Raw genomic sequence first — 21,457 nt, 5'->3', positions numbered from 1 at the left:
AAGTAACGGAGGATGACAGATGCACAAAGATAGCAAAGCAGAGCGCATCAAGCGCATGAATATTCCTGCAGTAGAGGTTCCCGAGGAGATTGCAGACAGAGTTCCGCCAGGGCAGGTTGTGACGGAAAGATTTCCGATTCTTCACGAAGGTGAAGTGCCGAAGTATGATATGTCCACGTGGTCGTTACGTGTGTTTGGTGAGGTTGCGGAGGAGAAGTCGTTCAGCTACGAAGAATTGCTCGCGTTACCGCGAACACAAATCGTATGCGATATTCACTGTGTAACGCGTTGGTCCAAGCTGGATACAGCTTGGGAAGGAGTACTCTTTCGAGATTTCCTTAAGTTGATCAATGTGAAACCAGAAGGTAAGTACGTCATGCTGCATGCAGATAATGAGTATGAAACGAATGTTCCACTCGAAGACCTTATGGGCGATCATATTTTACTTGCCATGAGCTTTGATGGCAAACCGCTTACGCCTAAGCATGGTTGGCCGCTACGTCTTGTAGTACCTCATTTGTATTTCTGGAAAAGCGCGAAATGGATTCAGGGCATCGAATTCATGAAGGAAGACCGTGAAGGATTCTGGGAGCGCAATGGTTTCCATAATGTAGCTGACCCTTTTGAAGAACAGCGATTCTCAGGGGAAGCCATTCCGATTCCGGAAGACGAGTGGGTCAGAAAGGAGTTCGATTAATTTGAAATTATCCATTTTACAGGTAAATTCAGAGGATTTGAGTCCATACGCGATTGTCTGTGGAGATCCATTTCGAGCAGAAGCGATCGCACGCAAGCTGGACAATGTTCGCGAGCTGGCATTTAGCAGAGAATATCGGACTTTCGTCGGCGAAGCATCTGGCGTAGCGATAACCGTGGTCAGTCATGGCGTTGGATCTCCGGGAGCCGCTGTCTGCTTTGAAGAATTGATCAAAGGCGGCGTAAAGACGTTGATTCGCGTTGGAACAGCGGGCTCTTACTCGGCGGACGTTCCGCCAGGAAGCTTGGTAGTGAGCACAGCAGCGGTTCGGGAAGACGGCTTAACTCGTCAGCTAGTACCGCTAGGCTTTCCCGCTGTAGCCGACTCAGACGTTGTGCAAGCGTTGTTTGAAGCTGCAAGTGAGACAGACGGTCTTGTGAAGAAGGGGATTACGGTTACGCTCGATGCCTTCTTCCAAGGTGTGGAAGAATTCCCGCATCAGAAATATAAGCGGGCAGGCGCTTTGGCCGTTGAGATGGAAATCTCTGCGTTATACGTCATTGCATCGCTCCGCGGGGTGCGTGCGGGTGCGATAGTCGCATTGGATGGTTACGCAGATGCGGATCTTAGAGAAGTGTATGACCCACACACGGATGTGGTTACCGGTGCCGTTGAGCGGGAGATTGAGGCTGCTATTCGTGCCATTGTCAAGCTGAACCAGTAACATGTGTGAAATAGAAAGAGGCTGTCCCGCGCTTGGGACAGCCTCTCTTTTATGAAGCTCAAGTGATTAGCGGGAAAAACTCCAGTTATTTCAAGGATTTTCAGCTTTTAAATACAAATAACTGGAAAAAATAGGCTTAATCCACACCAACTCCGCTACTTCCTGACGCAATTGTGCCCATTAACAGGATAAATTCCATTTATCCCCTCTAATAACTGTATTACTCAAATAAATAGCGTTAGTATTTCCCGTTAATCTAGGGGCACGTTCCCCAAACTAGTCCCTCATTCACCCCGTTTCAATCTAAAGACTGAAGCATCTATTTCCTTATCTGCGATTAGAATCGAAAATATGCTTGAACTGATTAAACTTATCAACTGCTTGTGCACGCGATTTGACGCCTAATTTTTCGTAAATTTTGCGAACATAATTATCGACAGTACGCTTGCTCATATGGACTTCGTCTGCCATCTGTTCGTTGGTTAAGCCTTGTACAATCATCGTCATCATGTTCACTTCATCGTCGTCCAGTAAATCCGTCTGATGTAAATTCCCACTGGATACTCTCATTTTGTGAAAAACAGGTACAGGTACTACAGTGAAATTCTCCATCAAGAGGGTTACTAGGCTCTTAATAAGCGTCCCGCTGGATTCCTTTGAAATGACTGCGCTAACCTCCAGCCCAATCAGATGATTGTAGAGATGGGATAATTCGATGCCTGAGAAGATCACGAGATGTGTGGCCGGATATTTTCCTTTGATAATTTTGGCAACTTCATCACCGTACTGGTCTGGCAAATTAAAGTCTAGAAATACAATGTCTGGCACATGCAAATCCATGAGTTCTAGGCACTGTTTGGCATTACCAGCAATCCCAACAATTTGTACACCGTCAATCTGCTTCAAAGTACTTGAAGTTGCCTCAGCCATTAAGGGGTGATCATCTACAATTAAAATTTTTGATTGCTTGTTCATGCAGTACTTCCTTCCTAAGTAGGTATGGGAATTCGAATGGTGAGCTCAACGCCGCTTCCTTTATCTGATAGAAACTCTAGATGTCCACTCAAATGTAGGACTCGGCTTTTCATCTGTTCTAATCCAAAGCCAGAGTTGGCAATAGTTAGAAGTCTTTTGTCCTTGGCGAGGGCTTGTGGATCTATCCCAATCCCATCATCCTTATAAAATAAACATAAGTAATTCTCAACGACAGTTAATTTAATGATGACGTTAGAAGCATTGGAATGCTTCTTGGCATTGTGCATAAGCTCTTGAAAGATACGGAAGATGTGCTTCTTGATGTCGATATCAAGCCTTTCAATCATCATTGAACCTTCGACTTGGAAATCAGTTTCATATTCGTTTAACCCAATATCCAGATCCAATGTTGCTTGAATGGTTTGGATTAATCCAATATTTTGAAGCAGGTGTGGGTTTAGCTCAAAGCAGCTTTGACGCAAGCTTTCATTGACCAAGTCCAGATGCTTGATAGCTTGAATCACCTGCTGGTGATCTTCGTTATTATTGATAAAAGAAATTAATCTTCTACGCACTAATAAAATGTCCTGCATAGTCGTGTCATGTAGATCCGTAGCAATTCTATATCGCTCTTGTTCCTGCAGCTCAAAAAGCGATTTGCGAAGCCAAACAACGTCCTGTCCAGCTTCCTCATTAGGAATCTGAGAAGCTAGATCATGTAATTTGACCGTTAGCTTGCGGATTAAATAGATGTTTTCCAAGCTTACAGCCAGATAAGAGATGATCAGACTTAACCACTGACGTTCCTCTAGACTTAGCAGGGTATTCGTCTTTTTCCTTGCCGTGACTAAATAGCAGGAATACTCTTCGTTCTGATTAATAACAAAAATAGAATACTTCGAGTCATCCAAGCGATTTTCACGCAGATATTGCTCGATTTCGTTTAAATCCAAAACTCCCTCGCCAATCGTTTCCATGGAATTCGGATATTGAAAAACGATAGCTCCACCGTAGACGTTGAGTGTACTTACGATATCTACTAGAATGATATCTTTTAATTCGCGAAAACTCGTAATTGTCCGCAAGTTTCTGGCAATTTTCTTGAGTGCAAGCTGCAAGTAAAACTTTTTTGGAAACATGATGGCATCCAGCTTGGTTACAAAATATTCAAGTACATAAAGCAAGAAGGAGATCGTTGTTAAAATAAATAAGAAGCTTAACGACATATTTTTCACGGTAACTTCTTTGCTGAAGATCAAGGCGATCATAAGAACAATTAGTATGCTTGGCACCATCGAAATAAGCGTCGTATACAGTATTCGGCGAAGCAAAATATGAATATCAAACAATTGCTTGGTTACGATCATATAAGTGAATGATAACGGAAATAACACGACAAAATATCCGGTGTAAAGTGGTTTAACAAGCGGCGCACCTGTGAACAAAATAGGTAGAAAGGAAAGAAAGGCTAACGGTGCGCTAGAAATAAAGAGGGCGAACCAGACAAGTTTAATGATGGCTTGAATGGAAGAATTCTCCCTGTGATACTTGAAATACACATAAAATAGCAATCCGATATTAAATAAGAATCCGCACATGAATAAAAGCAGGACAGAAATATAGTCTAGTGTATAAAACTTGTATGTGTCCAGCGGCGTGAAATAGATGCATCTTCCAATGAAACTGAGCAGCATAAAGCTATACACATATTTCAAATAGGTGGTCGGCAGTGAAACTCCGCTCTTTTCTTTGAAAAACAGCGTCAGAAAATGAACGAAAATAAACGGCATGATCATTACAAGATTACTGATCAGCACTTTCGCCAAACTATCTCCGCGAGCGGACGGAGGGATGCACATGAAAATGATGCCTACAATGAGAAATACAAGCGACAGTATACGAGCTGATTTGGAATAGGGAATTTTCCACAAAATCATAAATGAGATGCAGAGACAAATAATTTCTCCAAACAAAGAGATAAAGTCGAAGGCTGGCTGAACGCGCTCTTCTAATGAAATCGTTACTTGCTCGCCATCCCTAGTGAAGGTAATCGTATCAGCTTGCTCGATCGTGGCCCATTTTCGGACGATTTTATTTTCGTTTGGATCTTTTCCGTTCACGTATATAATTTTGTCGCCAATCTTAAGCCCCAGATCCGACTGAATTTGTTCAATTTGAAAGGATTTGATACGCCATTCCATTTGTTCATTTCTTTCTAATTGAATGCCAAAAAACGTGTGCTGAAAGGTAACATATAAAAACCAGACCTGCATGCCTAGTAAACAAAATGATAGAAGAATTTTATATAATTTGTGATTCAACCACTATATCTTCCTCTCAATCACTGCTATAATAGCAGTTGTTACTTAACTTAGGTTAATAAGGGGGTATGTGTATGATTAGTGCAACATGGTCACCAGATTTATCAACAACAATTGCTTCACTGAAAAAGTTGGATGTAAGCGAGAGATTGTCTGCACTTAAAGGTCTGACTGGTGTCTCAGATCACGAAAAACAGACAATTATGAAAACGTTTACCAATTCTAGGAAAAACGAACCAAAAGAAGATTTTTGGTTTTAATTCATATCATCTTTACTTGATTTTACCAAATCTCTCAAAAAGATTGCAATTAGATTTTTAAAATCTAGCTGCAATCTTTTTTTTGCGCAAAAAAATGTGCGTTTTTTTGAGAATTAGAGGTGTATTTACGAAAATAATTATTGCGCTGATATTCCGAGCGCTTCGATATATGATGTAAGTAGGTGATTTTCCAAAATCATGTAAATAAGGAGGGATTTCATAATGAATAACGAACAGTTTGAATTTATGTTTGATACGGTGTTAACGGATGTTGTTAATCAAACCTACAGCACGCTTTCCCTGCCCTCAAAAGAACAAATCCAAATTTCCATGAAAAAGATGATGGATATCATTGAAGCCAATCATCGGTGGAATACAGGGAATGAGCGATAAGAAGATGAATCGGTGGAGTACTTACGAGCCTCTCGCTGCTATACTTTCAGGTAAGCAAATCGCCGACCTCGTCGTAACGGGTCATGCTCATTCCCGCTTTGGGGAACGCGTTACGCATGAAAAAACGAATCTCGAAGAGGTTAACTTATTTGTACGAAAGAAACTTGAAGACGAACGTATTAGGCTCAGTGACCGCAACGAACCGACGATGTTTATCATTGATGATGATGTGGAAATGGTTGCTGAATTTGAGTTGATGGAAGAAAAAGAGCTTCAATCAGGCCATTCACAATATAAAATGATCGTCGTTACCTTCTTAGGGCGGTTATCTGATAACAATGAATATACGGATTTACAATCTTAATATAAATTTCTAAAATGGTTGGGCAGAGCGGATCTGTCTGATCATTTTTTTTGTTAAGAGGACTTTAGAACTAAATCAGTGTTGGTTGAAGAAGGATTTTCCAATTCATTGTCGAAAATAAATGTCGAAAACAATCGAAAAGATGTTGACGACAAAGGGGAATATCATATGTTGCATAGTGTTCGTTGGTTCAGAAAACACTTGGTGGTTCGTATTGTAGCCGCTGTCATGATCGTAATTTTGGCATTATCTGCTGGTTATATCACAATGGAATTTCGAAACGCCAAGCATGCGGGGATGGAGGCGATATCTAGTTACGGTATTCGGCTTTCAGATAGCTATACCAAAGGAATGGACATTGGTCAATTAGAACAGTTTTTGAAAGATCCTAAGGAAAATGATCTCTATTGGCAAATCAGACAGCAACTGGACACATATCGTACGCAAATTGGAGCGCTGTATGTCTATGTGGTGCGTTTCGATGATCAGAAGAGGCCTCTTATAATGATTGATGGACAACCTAAGGGCTCGGATGTCGCTTCTCCAATCAATGAGGAGACAGACATCGCTGCAACGGAAGTTGAGACGCTGTTGAAGGGTGATTCGGCAAGCTCAGCGATTATCGATAATCCGAAATATGGCAAATACATTTCAACCTATTCACCAGTGAAAAATAAAGAAGGCAAAGTCATTGCTGTTCTTGGGATAGATACCGAGGCAGGCGTGACGGAGCAAATATCCTCCAGTGTCCTGAAAAGCAATCTGCCGATTTATGGACTGATGCTGGTTCTCACAATTCTTGGACTTGGACTCGTCATGCTCGTTGTAACCCGCGCCCTTCGTCCGCTGCATTGGATTGGGGCAGGTGCGGAGAGCATAGCTAAAGGTGATTTTTTAAGCGCAAGGAAGCAATTAACTGCTAACCCGGTGAACTCTATTGACGAAATTGGTTCGGTATATCGAGCGATGATGAAGATGTCTAACGACATCAACGATATGCTCCGTACGATTGTATCCAATGTTTCGCATACATCAGAACAGTTTGTGGTAACCACTCAGCATTTCAATGTACAGGCTCATCGTTTGCTGGAGATGAATACGAATGTGAATACGTCACTGCAAGTTGTAGCGGATGGTGCGAATACCGTACAATTCAGTACCAATGAGAGCGCTCGCTCCATGGAAGAAATGGCAACGGCTATTCACCGGATATCCGAAGCTTCTTTGACCGTTGCTGATGCTTCTGGCAACGCGCTGCAAAGTGCGCAATCGGGGCAAGCGATCGTTCAGAACATGAATGGACAATTCGTGACGATCACTACAACTACGGATGAAGCCCTTCGTCGAGCGGTTTCCCTTCGTGGTCATTCGAAGGAAATCGGTATTGCCTTGTCTTCCATCTCCGATATCTCGGAGCAGACGAAATTGCTGGCCTTGAATGCTTCAATCGAAGCTGCGAGAGCCGGAGAACATGGAGCAGGTTTCGCGGTAGTAGCTGGAGAAGTACGTAAGCTAGCGGATAACGCAGCAGATTCGGCTAAGCTTATTGCGTCTTTATTGCAGAATATTCATCGTGAGATTGAGCGCATGGGAGAGGCGATGGAAGCAGGGCGGAGCGAGATTCAGACGGGCGCTGACCTTACTATAAAAGCGGAAGAGTTTTTCCGTCATATTGTGGAACAATTCCGCTTCGTATCTCAGCAGATTCAAGAGATCTCTTCGGTAACAGAAGAAATGTCCGCTGGTTCCGAGGAAGTCGCGGCCTCTGTTGTCGATATCGCGCATATTGCGAAATCGTCATCGGACGGCACCACGAATATCCATAAGCTGACCCATGAACAGCTCAAAATTGCTCAGGAAATCGCTGATTCAGCAGATGCGTTAAGCGGACTCACAGATGAAATGCGGAAGTCTATCGAGCAAATCAAGGTATAAGTTAGGTATAATCAATTTCGGTATGAAGCAATTGGTCGTCAAGTTAGATGAGAAGAGGCTGTCCCGAAAGTCATTGAATGAATGACTAAGGGACAGCCTTTTTGAGCTTTTGGGAGCCTCTTTAGATGGACTGGAATTACTACCGCTAAATCGCCCAATAACACACTACAGACATGAATAAATGGAATTTCTCCTGTTAATGCGGCTGATTGAGCTTGGAAACAAGGTGAAAGGAGAAAATTAACGGGAAATTTTCCAGTTATTAGATTTATCTAGAGGGACTTGATTGAAATAAAGGGAGTTTTTCCAGCTATTCGATTCAGCTCCATAAGAAAGAGGCGATCCCAAATCATCCAATGATTGAGGGAGCGCCTATTTCTTTCTTCTTAAGGTTTTACTGACTTTCCTTACTCACCCAAAACGTCACAACGTCACCTTGCAGTCCTTTAGTCCCAGGCTGAGGATCTTGCTTAAAGACCGTTCCGCTTTGGGAAGTGCTTGCTTCGATGACATATTTGTAACGTATTCTCAAAGCTAAGGCTTGTTGTTCGGCATCAGCAAGTGTTTTCCCGACCAAATTGGGGATCTCTACCTCCACAGGCTGCTCATTGGTATCCCCACCAGATTTCGTTGGGATAGGCGTAGGTGAGGGGGTACTTGGCTGTGGAGTCGGAGTAGCGGTTTGCACAGGCGTACTGACAACCGGCTGCTTCTCCTCCGAAGATGGCCAAAGAATCCAACCAGCAATAACAACAACGAGAACGGCTGATGCTCCGATACCAACCTTACGTAGCCGGCTCTTTGTGTCATATTGCTCAGTTTCTTCTTCCTCATCCATGTCCTCCTCCACGTGGGCGATCTCCTGAGCCTTGTGGGACCGGGAAGGACGCTGAATGGATGCAGCTAAGGTTTCTTCCTTAAAGCTGGATGGCTGCAAGCTGCGCAAGCCAAATACGAAGGAAGACAAGGAGGCTTGGCCTTGGCACATGAGCTTCACGAGCTTAATAAGTGCAGCTTTCTGCTCGGGAGTCGCAGATGGGATAGGCGTGCGCTCTAACTGCGTATGGATCACTTCAAACGGGGTTGTGCTCGGCTGTGTACCGCTAAAGAGCTGAAGCATCAGACGGCATAGACCGATAGCGCCTTGTGTCTGCGCATCCCCCTCGTCCCAATAATTGATAACAGTAAGCTTATGGTGATCGTCTAACCACAAGTTTTCGGCGGCAACGGAAAATCCAGTTATCCGCTCCTCCAAGGCGTCCAGCAGGGAGACACCCAGATCTGCAATCATGGCAATATTTTGATGGAACGTCCACGGCTTCTTATTGATTATGCGGGAAAATAAAGACCCAGGCTTTGCTTGTAAAATAATGGTTACAGAATCTTCTTCTACGGAAGTGTCCAGAATATGCTGAAAACCGTCATGGATGAAAGCAGCCTTGTGATGAAGGGTTCTCATATAATCTGCGCCAATCTGTCCGGGAGCAAGTTTTATGTTATAAAGAAGAACTTTACGAGTCAGAAATACATCTTCTCCATCATGAAGAGTGCCCTGAGGTAAACTGATGATCCGGGTTCCCGGTATGTATCGTGTACCCATCTTGTTATGCATGGAAAATCCATCCTCTCTTGATGGCATCATTTGAGCATTGCCTATATTATATATGATTCGGTGAGATATAGGAATTTTGGTAGTCTGTTCGTAAAAAAGAACACGTAAAGCCGAATTTTTTGGCTATATCAAATCAAAATTGTTCGGATTAGAAGGGGTGAAAATAGGAGTATAGTCGAGTTAAGTTCCTGAGGTGAAGCTAATTACTTCATTGACTTTACTGTACACCTTTTCGCCCAGTTTTGGAACAAGGCTTTAGCAAATTAAACGAGAATTTTATAATTCTTAGCTTATCTAGGCTACAATAATTACGAAAATAATGACAAGACCCAATTCTGCTGAAAAACAGTGCTGTTTTTCGGTTTTTTTCTATTTCTATTGAACTAAAAGTCTATGATTCAAATTGCCTAGATGGTATGATAGATTACAGATTATTTTACAATATGATCCAAAATGAGGGGGAATTATGGTGAAAAAAGTCGCAATTTTGGGTGGCGGCGTCGCAGGAATGAGCGCAGCACATGAATTAATTACAAGAGGTTATGAGGTATCGGTCTATGAGTTTAAGACTATACCCGGCGGGAAAGCAAGAAGTATGCCTTTTGTAGGAAGCGGTGTCGATGGGAGAAGAGATCTTCCAGGTGAGCATGGCTTCCGGCTGTTTCCACGTTTTTACAGACATGTGATTGATACTTTACAACAAATACCCTATGAAAACGGAACCGTGTATGATAATTTAATGGAAGTGACGAGGCTGGATATTGCGACTTTTACAGCACCTTTGCTCCCTCTGCTCGCGAAAATTGAGTTTAGCCTTGATAACTTCCTGGTTGTTATCCGCGATCTTTTTGATAATAATTTGGGCTTGACGATGGATGATATGGAGCAATATGGACGAAAGCTATGGCAAGTCATGACTTCTAGCGAGGAGCGTATCCGCGAGGAATATAATCTGATCGATTGGTGGACGTTCATCGAGGCGGAGCAGCAATCCCCTGCTTTCCAGAAAATATTCGCTGGTTTCACCAAAACCCTTGTAGCATGCCAGTCCAAGATCGCTAATACACAAACGGTGGGTCCAGTAGCCGCACAGATGACACTAGACATCACGACACCAGGTACAAGCTTTGTTCGACTTTTGAATGGTCCTACGAATGACAAATGGGTGAACCCTTGGTTATCCTTTTTAACTGAAAAAGGTGTTGATTATCATTTGGCTGCCAAAGTTGAGAGCATCGATTGTGTCGATGGTGTCATCAGAAGCGCGAAGGTAACGGAGAACGGAGAAACTTTCGACGTCGAAGCGGATTACTACATTGCCGCATTCCCGGTAGAGGTGATGGGGAAATTCATTACTGACGCAATGTTAGAAGCAGACCCAACTCTTGCTGGTGTTCAGAAGTTGGTTGATTCTGTGGCTTGGATGAACGGGATCCAGTATTATTTGACAAAGGATATTACAATTACGCATGGTCATGTGATTTATTTGGATGCTCCTTGGTCGCTCACATCTGTTTCACAGAAACAATTCTGGCCAGATGTTCATCTGAGCGAATATGGCGATGGCAAAGTTCAAGGCGTGCTGTCAGTAGATATTTCTGATTGGGATACACCTGGGATTCTATACGGTAAGCCAGCCACGCTTTGTACAGCTGAAGAGATTAAAGAAGAAGTCTGGGCACAGATGAAGAAAAGCTTGAATGTGGATGGAGCCGTTATTTTGGAAGACGAAGTCCTGCATTCCTGGTTCCTGGATACGGATATTCAGTTTGATAACCCTGAACATGCCTGTACGAATATGGAGCCACTGCTTATTAACCGTGTCGGGACTTGGGATGACCGCCCAGAAGCATATACGGCCATTCCGAATTTGTTCTTAGCGGCTGATTACGTTCGTACAAATACGAACCTTGCCACGATGGAAGGCGCAAACGAAGCAGCGCGTCGAGCGGTTAATGCGATTCTTGAACGAGATGGTTCGAAGGAAAAGCCATGTAAAATATGGGACATGTATACCTTTGAGCTGGGGCATCTCGATATATTGAAGCCTTATCATGTGCATGACAAGCACCGTTTTGAGAAGGGACTTCCTTGGGACGGCAAGATGATAGGTTGGTAATACATAGTAGGCAATCAGGTAATACATAGCAGATAATACATAATTCCAGGCCAACGCGCTCCTTGATTGCTAAGGGGCGTTTGTCTGTGGAAGTACCTGGCAGCAAGTTTTACTAGGAGGATTTTATGTTAATTTTGCCGGAATATGAATTGATCAGACAGATTTACCAAGGCGACCGGACCGTGCTGTTCCGTGCCATCCATAAGCCGACTATGGAAAAAGTAATTATCAAAACCCTCCGGTCGGATTTTCCGGTTTCTGCGGATGTAGCACGACTGAAGCGAGAATATGAAATTGGCAAAATGCTTGATATATCCGGTATTGTGAAACCGCTGGGGCTGCCGAAATATCAGAACAGCATAGCGCTTGTTCTGGAGGACTTTGACGGCGATACCTTGTCGGCTTATTTTCCATTGTTTCGCCAGTCGCTTCAGGCGTTCTTAACGGCAGCCATTCAATTGGTCAAGATCGTCGGAAATATTCATCAGCGTTACGTCATACACAAAGATATTAAGCCCAGCAACATTATTATTAATCCCGACAAAAAGATTATGAAGCTAGCGGATTTCAGCATCTCGTCCTTTACTAGAGAGCGACAGGAAATGCTAGATCCAAATCAGCTTGAAGGAACACTAAGTTATATGTCCCCAGAACAAACAGGCCGAATGAATCGGATTATCGATTATCGCTCTGACTATTATTCCCTGGGGGTTACTTTTTACGAAATGCTCACGGGCCGGCTTCCTTTTCAAACAGAAGATCCCGTGGAGCTTATTCATTGCCATTTTGCTGTAACACCCGTTTCTCCGGACAATATCAGGATGGACATTCCAAAGCCGCTAGCCGAAATTGTGATGAAACTCTTAGCCAAAAATGCAGAAGATCGTTATCAAAGTGCTTATGGGATCATTCAGGATCTTGAGCATTGTCTGATGATGGTCAAGGCGCCAGATGAAATCCAGAATTTCACTATTGGCCTCTACGATATGACCGATATGTTCCAAATACCGCAGGGGTTATATGGGCGTTCGCAAGAAATTGAAAAGCTGCTGCACGTCTATTCGCGTGCTATTCACGGCTCAGTAGAAGCAGTCTGGGTAACAGGGGAGTCCGGTTACGGCAAATCGTTCCTCATTGCAGAGACGATGAAGATGGTGATGAAGGACAATAGTTGGTTCTTGGCCGGACGTTTTGAACCTGGTAAACAACATGTCTCTTATCATGCGCTATCGAGAGCACTTCGGCAGCTGGTCCGTCAGCTTCTGACGGAGAAGGATCAACAAATTGAAGAGTATCGCGTGCAATTACTCAAGGTGCTTGGAACGAGCGGTAGAGTATTAACCGATCTCATTCCAGAGCTTGATCTGCTGATTGGCGAGCAGCCTAACGCGAAGCAGTTGCCACCGCAAGAAACGCAAAATCGTTTGCATTTTCTATTGCAGCAGTTTCTACTCATCTTTTGCTCAAAAGATAGACCAATCGTCCTGTTTCTCGATGATTTGCAGTGGGCGGATGCAGCCTCCTTGCAGTTCATTGATCTGCTTTTAAACGACTCGCAGATGCGGCATTTCCTATTCATTGGTTCCTATCGAAGCGAACACGACACCAATTGGTTATCTTCCACGCATGTTCAACTGCTCGACAAGCTGCCAGAGCGGCTTGTTTCCGAACGCATAGTGCTCAAGGCGCTGGAAATCAGCGATGTCAAACAATTGGTTGCGGAGTCGTTAAAGACGGAAAACCAGCAAGTAGCGGAATTGGCACAACTGGTCCTGCAAAAAACAGGGGGCAACCCTTTTTTCGTTAAGCAGTTCCTAACGGCCTTATATGAACAAAATTTGCTAGCCTACAGCTATGAAGCCAATCGGTGGATCTGGGATATGAATGAAATCCAAAGGCTGCGAATTACCGACAATCTCATGTTCCTTTTGGCTGAGAAACTGCTGCGAATGCCGTCCAGAACGCAATATTTATTGCGGCAGGCAGCTTGCTTGGGGGCAACCTTCGATCTCGAGGCGCTTGGGATCATAGCGATGACGTCATTTGAAGAAGTCTTGCAAGAACTGGAAATTTCTATCCAGACAGGTTTGATCATCCCTGTTGGAACGGATTATAAGTTTTACACGGATTCTCAAGGCAATTCAGCGGCTCAGGACATTCGCTTCATGTTCGTGCATGATTCCATTCAGGAAGCTGTATATGGTTCGATCGAACAATCTGATTTGGCTGAGACACATTTGCACATCGCACGCAGGCTGCTGAAGTGTTTGCCTGAAGCACAAATAGAGCAGCGCTTATTCGATGTCATCAACCATATGAACTTAGGTTCTGATTTATTAAAAGAGCGTCAAGAGCTTGTCAGTCTGCTTGAGTTTAACTTGCGAGCCGGCCGCAAAGCCAAATCCTCGAATGCCTATCGTTCAGCGCTGCAGTATTACAACAAAGCTCTGGCGCTGCTGAATCTGGTGGATAATAAGGAGATGGAGGATCTCAGTTTCTCGATTCGGCTTGAGAAGTCCGAGGTACTCTATTTGAATGGCCAAGCGGATGAAGCGGAGACTTCCTATGAGCAACTGCTCCTGGATGCCCGAACGAATGAATTGAAGCTTGAAGTGTATAACTTACAAGTTATTCTGTACACCAACGTAGGGAAGCAGCACAAAAGTGTCGAGGTTGGCTTAAAAGCCCTCGCTGAACAAGGAATTCGCATACCTAGTGAACCAACGAGCGCGAACATTTTTCTAGCCTATCTTAACCTTAAAGCGAAAATTGGGCGCAAAAATACGCTGCAGTTGTATGATTTGCCAATCATGGAAGATGAATACCGCTTCAAGCTGATGAGTTTGATGATGAGTATTGCCGTTTCTGCTTATTTCGTAAATACGAACTTATTCGTACTTTTCATGTTCATCATGACCAAACACGCTTTGAAATACGGCAATACACCAGTTATGGCCTACGTGTACGGCTCCTATGGATTAATCCTGGGTTCTGGCTTCGGAGACTATCAGCTTGGTTACCAGTACGGACAGCTTGGCGAGAGATTGAATGCCCGTTTCCAATCGCATCAATACCGCAGTAAAAGCCACTTCTCCTTCGGACTGTTTGTTACACCTTGGGTCAAGCCGCTGCAGGTTAGCTTGGAGCATCTGAATGAGTCATTCAAAAGCGGAATCGAAGACGGAGATCTCGTTTTCGCAGGTTATGCGCTGACCTATCAGGTGCTGGCGAAGGATTTCCAAGGCGTAGCGCTGCCAGAAGTACAAGAGGATCTGAACAAAAACTATCGTATCCTGGAACAGACCAACCATCATGACACGCTGCTTATGTTAGAAATGCTGCGCATGGTGATTCAGAATCTGGAAGGAAAAGGCGGTAATCCCTTGATCGTCGGCACAGATGAAGAAGCGGAAGAGCGCTTTGTCCAGAAGCTGATTATCCATCCGAATCAAGTGATTTTACATGAATACAAAGTTAAAAAAATGATGCTGTATTACTTGTTCGGTCAGTACGATGCTGCTCTAAAGACTGGCAAAGAAGCTGAACCCATGCAGTCTGTCTCTTTCGGATTGTTCCACATTCCTGAGAACTATTTCTACTATACTTTGTCCATTGCTGCTGTCTATAAGGATGCTACCATTTTTGAGCAGAAGACTTTCGCCAAGATGGTGGTTAAAATGCAGCGCAAAATGGACAAGTGGGCAACCCACTGCCCGGAAAACTTCTCGCATCTTAGCTCCTTGATGCGTGCGGAGTGGAGCCGTGTCACGGGGAACTTCCAGAAAGCTGAGCAGGACTATGAATTGTCCATACGGCAAGCAAGGGAGCAGGGCTTCATCCAGCATGAAGCGATCGCCTGCGAGCTGGCGGGAAGGCTGTACAAAGATGCAGGCCGGGAGAAGATCGCTAAAACGTACTTCATTGATGCGTATTATGGCTACTTAAGCTGGGGAGCCAAAGCCAAAGCGGATGAGCTGAAGCTGCGCTATCCGAACTATCTGACCTCACTGAAGGAGCAGCAGGACTGGAGTACGACGAATATTAGCGATTACTCACTGCAGGCGCTGGATTTTATGACTATCATGAATACATCCAGGTCCTTATCCAGTGAAGTTAATTTGGAGCAGTTGATCAAACGATTAATGGAAATTGTAACTTATTCATCAGGTGCAGAGCGTAGCATCCTTGTTCTGAAGGAGAAAGAAAGCCTGTATGTCGAGGCGGAAATGCTTGCAACCGAAGGCAAAGATTCCTGCACAGTGAGTTCGGTTGCGCTGGAAACACGGGAAGATCTCCCAGCCGCGGTTATTCATTTCGTTGCAAGGACCAAGGAAGGCGTCGTTCTGGATGATGCCGCGAACAACGGAATCTTCACGCATGATCCTTATATTCGCGCAGCTGAAGGCAGGTCGATTTTCTGTGAGCCTATTCTGCATCAAGGCAATCTCGTTGGTGTTTTTTATCTGGAAAATAATTTGATCCGCAATGCTTTTACGTCCGACCGCCTTGATATTATCAAGCTGCTGTCTGCTCAAGCGGCGATTTCTATCGAAAATGCCAGACTTTATAACGATTTGGAGTCAAAAGTCAAAGAGCGCACGAATGAATTGATCCTGATGGAGACCTCGCGACGCGACTTGCTGTCCAATATTTCGCATGATTTGGGTACGCCGCTGACTTCCATTCAGGGTTACGTAGAGGCGATTCTGGACGGTGTGATTCAGGAGCCGGAAGAACAAAGAAAATATCTCTCGGTTGTGCATATGCGCATTGTCGGTATCCAGCGATTGATTACCGATCTCTATCAGCTGAGCCGTTTGGAGACGAAGCAGTTCCACTTCCAGCTTGCGCCTACCTCATGTCAAACGATGGTGACCCAGTTATTTGCCAAATATGAGCTGGATTGCGCCAATGCAGGAATCACCTACACGCTGGATATGGCGAACTCGGAAGATGAAGAAATGCTGTTAACCGTTGATACCGATCGCATCGAGCAGGTGTATGCAAATATTATATACAATGCCATTAAGTTTTCAGCCAAAGGCGGCTTCATTCATGTGCATGCAGACATCAAAGGTGATCCGCGCGAGCTTGTGATCAGAGTTACCGACACGGGCGTGGGGATTAGCGAGGAAGACTTGCCGCATATTTTTGAAAGGTTCTACAAGGTTTCCAAATCACGCAGCACATCTGGCGGAAGCGGGCTTGGTCTTGCTATTGCCAAAGAGATTGTCCAATATCACGGAGGGCAAATCTGGGCTGAGAGCCGGCTAGGTAAAGGCTGCAGTATCTCATTCTCTTTGCCTGTACACCGGATTTAACGAACAAGGAGCTAAGGTGCTTGCTAGCGCTTAGCTCTTTTGCTTTTGTATATACCTGTTCGATAACGATCACGTTACACGTTAGCGTTTTAGAGGCGAATCGTCACACGAGAGTTGATAGGCACGAGGGATGCTAGCTCAAGTACATCCTCATTATGCATTCGGATGCATCCATGCGAGACGCGTTTGCCAATGGAGGAGGGGGCATTCGTGCCATGAATGCCATAATGCGGTCTGCTCAGCCCCATCCAGAAGGCGCCAAAGGGTCCGCCTGGATCCGCCTGTTTGTTGATAATCGTATACTCGCCTACAGGTGTTCGGGTTACCATCCGGCCGATCCCAACCGGGAATCCCCGCACAACGCGATTGACATCGAGCAAATATAATTGGAAGTCGGACAGGTCGATAATAATGCGATAATTAGGCATAGTTATTCACCTCAGTTTAGCTTATGTGGGTATATAGGAAACGAACAGGGCGCTTAAACTTTTTCGAAAATAAAATGGACTTGTGGTATACTGCTTTAGTTAGATTAGATATCAGTCATCCAAGGGAGCTACAGTCATGCAATCTTTTTTACAATTCAATCCAACGAAATTATGGTTCGGCAAAGGGCAAATAGAGCAGCTAACGAAGGAGCTTGGCACTCCGGGTAAGAAGGTACTGCTCGTGTTTGGCGGCGGAAGCATCAAGAATAATGGCGTCTACGAGGCTGTTAAACAACAGCTTGACCATATGCAAGCAGAAGTGTACGAAATGTCGGGTGTTGAGCCGAATCCGCGGCTTACGACAGTGAAGAAGGGGATCGAACTGTGCCGGGAGCACGGAATTGAGCTCATTCTGGCTGTGGGCGGAGGCAGCGTGATTGACTGTGCCAAAGCGATTTCCGTTGGCGTTTATTATGAGGGAGACGTTTGGGACATTATTACGCGCAAAGCGGTCCCTGCCAAAGCACTGCCGTTCGGAACGGTGCTAACCATAGCCGCTACGGGTTCCGAGATGAACAACATTTCCGTCATCACACACTGGGATAAAAATGAGAAACGTGGCTGGAGCAGCTCGCTTGCCTATCCGGCTTTTTCAATTCTGGACCCGGAGTTTACGTATTCGGTGCCTCTAGACCAAACGGTGTACGGCATAGTAGATATGATGTCTCATGTGCTTGAGCAGTATTTCCATCTCACAGAGAACACGCCAATGATGGACCGTTTCATGGAGTCGGTGCTCTTGACGGTCATAGAAGCTGCGCCAAAACTGCTTGAGAACCTGCATAGTTATGAGCACAGAGCAACAATCATGTACGCGGGAACCACGGCTTTCAACGGGCTGTTATCAAGCGGAACCGATGGTGGAGACTGGGCATCTCACCAGATCGAGCACGGCTTGTCCGCCGTCTATGATATTCCGCATGGCGGAGGTCTTGCCATTATTTATCCGAACTGGATGAGACACTGCGCGGAGGCTGACCCATCACGGATGAAAAAGCTAGCGATGGCAGTGTTCGGTGTTGATGGGGCAGGTAAAACGGATCACGAAATTGCCTACGAAGGCATTGAGGCGCTGCGTCAATTCTGGAATTCACTAGGTGCACCGAATTGTTTGGCGGACTATAACATTAGTGATGCTAGGCTTGAGGAATTAATTCATAAGTCCTTCATGAAAGAGCAAGTGGGAAGCTACAAAATCATGACGCGAGATACGGTCAGAGAAATCCTGACGAACTCCTTATGATGAAATATTATTTATTCGTGCTGGCTGGCGCGTGCAGTTTCGGATTGTTATCCACATTTGTTAAAAAAGCTTATGAATCAGGCTTCCATGTGGGGGAAGTGGTTGGCAGCCAGAATTTGTTTGGTGTACTGATGATCTGGCTATTAGTTCTCGTTACTGCCAAATCCAATCGAGGCGGTTCAGCGGAGACCAAGAAGTATAAAGTGGCACCGCGGCAAGCGATATCGCTTATGGCGGTTGGAACAACTTCCGGATTAACCGGTATTTTCTATTATGCAGCTTTGCAGTATATCTCGGCTTCCTTTGCCATTATTCTGCTGTTTCAATTTACATGGATTGGTATTCTACTTGAGGCAATAACGGAGCGAAAGCGTCCGGGGAAAGATAAAGTATTTGCGCTCATTATTTTGTTTGTCGGAATCATCATGGCGAGCGGATATCTGAGTGGGGGTCATGAAACACCATCCTTGATGGGGATTGGTCTAGGACTTCTCTCTGCTCTGACTTATGCCTTGTTCATTATGTTTAGCGGCAAAGTTTCTAGCAGCGTTGCGCCAATCACACGCAGCGCTATCATGCAGTCAGGATCGTTAATCTTGGTTATGCTGGTGTATCCGCCGCATTTTCTGTTCAACGGATCCTTGCATGAAGAGCTTCTGCCTTGGGCGCTGCTGCTTGCTTTCTTCGGCGTCGTTATACCGCCACTGTTTTTTGCTATTGGGGTCCCGCGCATTGGCGGTGGACTGGCCACAATTATGAGTGCGGCTGAATTGCCGACTGCGGTCATCATGTCTTTCGTTGTGCTTCATGAAACCGTTAATGGCGTGCAGTGGCTCGGTGTTATTATTACAATGCTTGGGATAGCTCTGCCAGAGCTCATGAAGTTACGGAAGCGGCGGAGACAAGTGGGTGTGAATTAGAATAAGGTGAACTCTGCATCGTGATGATGAGGGAGTTCACCTTTTTTTTAGGCATCAAAGTATGATTTTTTAGATATTGTATGATTTTTTAGATCCGTTTTCTGATGAAAAGTGCGATCTTGTTACGTTATTTGCGATTTACCCCTGATAGCCGCGGGTGCTAAGCTGTGACTAGTCAGGAGGAATGAAGATGAAGAAACGAAGCAGCAACCCCGCATTGCTAATGATGACACTACCCGGACTCGTCTTATTGATCGCCTTCCATTACTTGCCTATCGGCGGTATTTTGATTGCTTTCAAAGATTTCAGCTACTCGGGTGGAAGCTTTCTAAAGAATTTCGAGAACAGCTCCTGGGTTGGGCTCAAAAACTTCGAGTTTTTCATCCAAACACCGGATGCGTACATCATCACACGAAATACCATCTTGTACAATCTGGTGTTTATCGCGCTGGGGACAGCAGCGAGCGTATTTCTCGCTATTGCTCTTAATGAACTGAGGCATCGCCGGGCGGCAAAAATATATCAGACGTTTATTTTGCTTCCTTATTTTTTATCGTGGATTGCCGTCAGTTATCTATTCTTTGGCTTTCTAAGCGCTGATAAAGGCATTATCAACAGCATGATTCTTCAGTCGCTCGGCGCAAAACCTGTGGAATGGTACAGTCAGCAGTCGTATTGGCCTTACATTTTAGTATTCGCGAACCTATGGAAGTACGCAGGTTATAACGCGATCGTTTACTTGGCGGCCATCACAGGTATCGATCCGGATTACTATGAAGCGGCATCGCTCGACGGAGCCTCCAAATGGCAGCAAATCCGCCATATTACCATCCCGTCCATCTCAACAGTAATCACGCTCATGGTACTGCTAGGTATCGGTCGCATGTTTTTTGCCGACTTTGGCCTCTTTTACCAAGTTCCGCTTAATTCTGGTGCGCTCTTTGAGGTCACAAACGTTATCGACACCTATGTGTACCGTGCTTTGATGAACAGCGGCGATATCGGAATGTCAGCAGCAGCCAGCACCTTCCAGGCGTTCGTTGGATTCGTGCTTGTCGTATTGTCCAATTGGATTGTCCGCAGAATTGATAAGGAAAAAGCGATTTTCTAGAAAGGGGAAGACAACGAATGAAGTCGTCAGGAGGCCACATCAATGCCATCCCGAAGCCCGTCAACGCCGTTTTTCATCTTGTCTTTATACTAATTAGTCTTACCTGCATCATACCGCTCATCCTTGTTGCCGTTGTTTCCATCACCGATGAAAAGAGTGTAGCCGCAAATGGGTATCGTTTTATCCCGGATTATATCTCGCTTGAAGCATATCGGTATCTGTGGCAGCAGGGGAATGTTATCCTTCATGCCTATGGGGTTACGCTGTTCGTTACGGTGGTGGGGACAATGATGAGCCTGCTTATTACCGCCATGTTTGCTTACCCGCTATCGCGGAAAGATTTTGCTTATCGGAAGCTGTTCGCTTTCTTGGTGGTATTTACCTTATTATTTCACGGCGGCATGGTTTCCTGGTACCTGGTTACAACGCAAATCCTGCATTTGAAAAATAATATTTGGGCGCTAATCGTTCCTTATCTCTTTAATGGCTGGTACGTGATGATTTTGCGAACGTATTTTGCAACCACGATCCCTGACGCCATTGTGGAGTCAGCCAAAATCGATGGAGCTGGCGAGTACCGTATTTTCTTCTCCATCATTCTTAGGCTCTCGCTGCCTGGGCTTGCGACAGTAGGTTTGTTCAGCGCTATTGTTTATTGGAACGATTGGTGGCTGCCGCTGATGCTCATTCACGACGACAAAATCATGAATATGCAGTACCTCATGTACAAAGCGCAGAGTATGTCGGACTTCCTTTCCTCAGCTAACGCACAAAATTATGGCGCTACGATGGGGATCGCACCACCCTCCTTAACACTGCGAATGGCGCTTGCCGTCATTGGAATCGGTCCAATAGTGCTGGCGTATCCATTTTTCCAAAAATATTTCGTTCAGGGTTTGACCATTGGGGCAGTGAAAGGCTAATCTAAGGCTAATCCCAGGGAACTGGATAGCATATAAATGACTCAGGGAGGT

16 protein-coding genes and 1 pseudogene are annotated in these 21,457 nt (G+C 44.9%); 13 read left to right on the top strand and 4 right to left on the bottom strand.

The window, feature by feature from the left end; genetic code table 11:
* Nucleotides 1-19 precede the first annotated feature (19 nt).
* Both GQF01_RS07980 and GQF01_RS07975 read left to right on the top strand, forming a co-directional pair.
* Nucleotides 20-697 (top strand): sulfite oxidase-like oxidoreductase, encoded by a 678-nt coding sequence (locus GQF01_RS07980; RefSeq protein WP_161406243.1) that lies wholly within the window; start codon nucleotides 20-22, stop codon nucleotides 695-697.
* Between the two features lies 1 nt (nucleotide 698).
* Nucleotides 699-1,421: a nucleoside phosphorylase gene (locus GQF01_RS07975; RefSeq protein ID WP_161406242.1), complete on the top strand. Its 723-nt coding sequence runs from the start codon at nucleotides 699-701 to the stop codon at nucleotides 1,419-1,421.
* A gap of 327 nt (nucleotides 1,422-1,748) precedes the next feature.
* Here the strand turns inward: GQF01_RS07975 and GQF01_RS07970 are convergent, their stop codons facing one another.
* Together GQF01_RS07970 and GQF01_RS07965 are read right to left on the bottom strand one after the other, a co-directional pair.
* Nucleotides 1,749-2,396, bottom strand: a complete 648-nt coding sequence (locus GQF01_RS07970) for a response regulator transcription factor (protein ID WP_161406241.1) — start codon at nucleotides 2,394-2,396, stop codon at nucleotides 1,749-1,751.
* Between the two features lie 14 nt (nucleotides 2,397-2,410).
* The gene (locus GQF01_RS07965) at nucleotides 2,411-4,597 is read right to left on the bottom strand and encodes an ATP-binding protein (protein WP_161406240.1); all 2,187 of its coding nucleotides are present in this window, start codon (nucleotides 4,595-4,597) and stop codon (nucleotides 2,411-2,413) included.
* 194 nt (nucleotides 4,598-4,791) lie between these two features.
* Here GQF01_RS07965 and GQF01_RS07960 point away from each other — a divergent pair, with 194 nt between their 5' ends.
* From GQF01_RS07960 to GQF01_RS07945, 4 genes are all read left to right on the top strand, one after another.
* The gene (locus tag GQF01_RS07960) at nucleotides 4,792-4,977 is read left to right on the top strand and encodes a hypothetical protein (protein WP_161406239.1); all 186 of its coding nucleotides are present in this window, start codon (nucleotides 4,792-4,794) and stop codon (nucleotides 4,975-4,977) included.
* Between the two features lie 222 nt (nucleotides 4,978-5,199).
* Nucleotides 5,200-5,370 (top strand): hypothetical protein, encoded by a 171-nt coding sequence (locus GQF01_RS07955; RefSeq protein ID WP_161406238.1) that lies wholly within the window; start codon nucleotides 5,200-5,202, stop codon nucleotides 5,368-5,370.
* On the top strand, nucleotides 5,360-5,734 hold the full coding sequence (locus GQF01_RS07950) for a hypothetical protein (RefSeq protein WP_161406237.1): 375 nt from the start codon (nucleotides 5,360-5,362) through the stop codon (nucleotides 5,732-5,734). The genes GQF01_RS07955 and GQF01_RS07950 overlap by 11 nt, the downstream gene beginning before the upstream one ends.
* A gap of 168 nt (nucleotides 5,735-5,902) precedes the next feature.
* Entirely contained in the window at nucleotides 5,903-7,669 is a 1,767-nt protein-coding gene (locus tag GQF01_RS07945) for a methyl-accepting chemotaxis protein (protein WP_161406236.1), read from the top strand.
* Between the two features lie 394 nt (nucleotides 7,670-8,063).
* Here the strand turns inward: GQF01_RS07945 and GQF01_RS07940 are convergent, their stop codons facing one another.
* Nucleotides 8,064-9,281, bottom strand: a complete 1,218-nt coding sequence (locus GQF01_RS07940; RefSeq protein WP_161406235.1) for a Stk1 family PASTA domain-containing Ser/Thr kinase — start codon at nucleotides 9,279-9,281, stop codon at nucleotides 8,064-8,066.
* Nucleotides 9,282-9,747: 466 nt separating this feature from the next.
* Between GQF01_RS07940 and GQF01_RS07935 the strand changes: the two genes are divergently transcribed.
* The 3 genes and pseudogenes from GQF01_RS07935 (at nucleotide 9,748) to GQF01_RS37080 (ending at nucleotide 16,721) form a co-directional block, all read left to right on the top strand.
* A complete protein-coding gene (locus GQF01_RS07935; RefSeq protein ID WP_161406234.1) occupies nucleotides 9,748-11,400 on the top strand; it encodes a hydroxysqualene dehydroxylase in 1,653 nt (550 codons plus the stop codon).
* A gap of 125 nt (nucleotides 11,401-11,525) precedes the next feature.
* Nucleotides 11,526-16,214: pseudogene (locus GQF01_RS07930) on the top strand (AAA family ATPase); the annotation flags it as partial.
* Between the two features lie 54 nt (nucleotides 16,215-16,268).
* Nucleotides 16,269-16,721, top strand: coding sequence for a sensor histidine kinase (locus tag GQF01_RS37080; protein WP_407945399.1), 453 nt, complete (start codon nucleotides 16,269-16,271; stop codon nucleotides 16,719-16,721).
* Nucleotides 16,722-16,810: 89 nt separating this feature from the next.
* On the opposite strand, the gene GQF01_RS07925 is transcribed toward GQF01_RS37080, so the two are convergent.
* Nucleotides 16,811-17,149 (bottom strand): L,D-transpeptidase, encoded by a 339-nt coding sequence (locus GQF01_RS07925; protein ID WP_161406232.1) that lies wholly within the window; start codon nucleotides 17,147-17,149, stop codon nucleotides 16,811-16,813.
* 136 nt (nucleotides 17,150-17,285) lie between these two features.
* Between GQF01_RS07925 and GQF01_RS07920 the strand changes: the two genes are divergently transcribed.
* From GQF01_RS07920 to GQF01_RS07905, 4 genes are all read left to right on the top strand, one after another.
* Entirely contained in the window at nucleotides 17,286-18,452 is a 1,167-nt protein-coding gene (locus tag GQF01_RS07920; protein ID WP_161406231.1) for an iron-containing alcohol dehydrogenase, read from the top strand.
* Complete coding sequence (locus GQF01_RS07915; RefSeq protein WP_161406230.1) at nucleotides 18,449-19,372, top strand: EamA family transporter; 924 nt, start codon at nucleotides 18,449-18,451, stop codon at nucleotides 19,370-19,372. The genes GQF01_RS07920 and GQF01_RS07915 overlap by 4 nt, the downstream gene beginning before the upstream one ends.
* 190 nt (nucleotides 19,373-19,562) lie before the next feature.
* Complete coding sequence (locus tag GQF01_RS07910) at nucleotides 19,563-20,483, top strand: ABC transporter permease (RefSeq protein WP_235959082.1); 921 nt, start codon at nucleotides 19,563-19,565, stop codon at nucleotides 20,481-20,483.
* 17 nt (nucleotides 20,484-20,500) lie between these two features.
* Nucleotides 20,501-21,406, top strand: coding sequence for a carbohydrate ABC transporter permease (locus tag GQF01_RS07905; RefSeq protein WP_161406228.1), 906 nt, complete (start codon nucleotides 20,501-20,503; stop codon nucleotides 21,404-21,406).
* Nucleotides 21,407-21,457 lie beyond the last annotated feature (51 nt).

Source organism: Paenibacillus silvestris (assembly GCF_009882985.1).
Taxonomy (GTDB): domain Bacteria; phylum Bacillota; class Bacilli; order Paenibacillales; family NBRC-103111; genus Paenibacillus_E; species Paenibacillus_E silvestris.
The sequence above is the reverse complement of the archived record's forward strand: the minus strand, read 5'-3'. Positions and strand labels throughout refer to the sequence as shown.